At 62.2% G+C, this 1,920-nt stretch carries 1 protein-coding gene; it reads left to right on the top strand.

The genetic code is table 11. The features are described from left to right. A partial coding sequence (locus WBB85_RS04205; protein ID WP_432637376.1) for a tyrosine-type recombinase/integrase occupies positions 1-1,138 on the top strand: 1,138 nt, incomplete at its 5' end. Between the last annotated feature and the right edge of the window lie 782 nt (positions 1,139-1,920).

Raw genomic sequence — 1,920 nt, 5'->3', positions numbered from 1 at the left:
GCGCGGTCGTCTTGCCATAGTCTTCTCCTTGCTCGCAGCATCATGCCGCTGTTGCGCGGAAAATCCACTTATCCCGGCTGTTCAGATTTCCGCAGCCACCTCTCGGGCACGGGGCTTTCGGTATCTGGACACTGGGGCCGTCGCCAAGCTGCCGGTCGAGGATGTCGTCGAGCGCGTCGAGGCGATCCGTGCCCATGCGAACCAGCCCGACGCGGTGGAAGCTGCTGCCCTTCTCGGCACCGCCCCAGAGCCGCGCATCACGGTCACCACTGCACTGGAACTCTATTGGACGCTCGCGAGGGAGAAGACCTTCAGCAAGAGCGAGGACCAACTTCGCCGCTGGGAAGCGCCACGCAAGAAGGCGGTGAAGAACTTCGTCGCGGTCGTGGGCGACAAGGAAATCGCCAACATCACTCGCGACGACATGTTGGACTTCCGCCAGCACTGGCTTGACCGGATCGAGGCGGGAGAGGTGACGGCGAACTCGGCCAACAAGGATCTGATTCATCTCGGCGACGTGTTGAAGACCGTGAACACGATGAAGCGGCTTAGACTGGTGCTGCCGCTGGGCGAGTTATCGTTCAAGGAAGGCGAAGCGCGGACCCGCCCGCCATTCAGCGAGGAGTGGATCAGGACGCGGCTGCTCGCGCCGGGCGCGCTGGACGGGTTGAACGGCCAGGCCCGCGCCTTGCTCGTGGGAATGATCAATACCGGCTATCGACCGTCCGAGGGCGCGGCGTTGACGGTGGACACGATCCGGCTCGACTGCGACGTGCCGCATATCTCCATTGAGGCTGAGGGACGGCAGTTGAAGAGCCACTACGCCCGACGGGTGATCCCGCTGACCGGCGTCTCGCTGAAGGCGTTCAAGCAATATCCAGAGGGCTTTCCCCGCTACCGCAACCGCGCCACCCTGAGCGCAGTGGTGAACAAATTCCTGCGCACGAATGGACTTCTCGAGACCCCGCGCCATTCGTTCTACTCCCTGCGCCATTCTTTCGAGGATCGCATGCTCGCCGCCGGGATCGACGATCGGATAAGGCGCGACCTTTTCGGTCATCGACTCGACCGGGAACGGTATGGCAAGGGCGCATCACTGGAACATGTCGCCGAACTCGTCGCCCGCATCGCCTTCTGAGCCAGGAGCTTCCGCGCCCGGCGCTGCGCTTCTGACATCCGGCTCTCCTCCTTCACGGCCGCGGCCAACTCCGCTTCCAACCGCTCGAAGACCGGCGCGAAGGCTGGGTCTTCCGCGACCAGCAAGGCGACCTTCATCAGGGCCGCTTCGATCCGCGCGGCATCGACCGGTCGAGCCGGTTCGGTGCGTGTTGCTGATGGGCGTGACGGTGCCATGTCGAGCAGCATGAGGCGGCGCGGGCGTCTTGTGCAGAGCAAGCAACCGCGCCGCGCAAAGCGGCCTGTCACAGCGTGCAAATCGGACGGGGAGCCTCCCGAACGCGCGGCTCAAATCGAAGCACCGAAGTGGGCATCTTGGCGGTCGCGTCCGGCCCCCGACTCATGCATCTGGGAGCGTCGCCCGAGTCTGCGTGTTTGGGACTTTGAACGAGCGCCAAGAGCTGGTTTCGAAGGGCTGCGGAAGACAACAGGAAGAAGGGCAAGATAAAAGCGCCTGCCACGAATGCCGCAAGTCACTGACGTGACGAGCGTTTTCGCGTGCATGCAAATCGGTCGTGTGCAGGTTTCCTGCAATTTCGCAGCGTTTTCAGACCGCTGGTATGCACAATGCAGGAAACCTGCTCTTGGCAGCTACTTCGTTACGAGGTGACGAGTCCGAGCATCGAGAGTTGGTATCTTGCGCCCAACAATTGGAGCGCAAGGTAAAAGAGGAGCGGCAACACGTGCCTAGAGCGTGTTGCGGTTTTCGAGATTCAGGATTCCCCCGATGCTTGATCTGTGATT

Source organism: Albidovulum sp. (assembly GCF_049646345.1).
GTDB lineage: Bacteria > Pseudomonadota > Alphaproteobacteria > Rhodobacterales > Rhodobacteraceae > Albidovulum.
The sequence above is the reverse complement of the archived record's forward strand: the minus strand, read 5'-3'. Positions and strand labels throughout refer to the sequence as shown.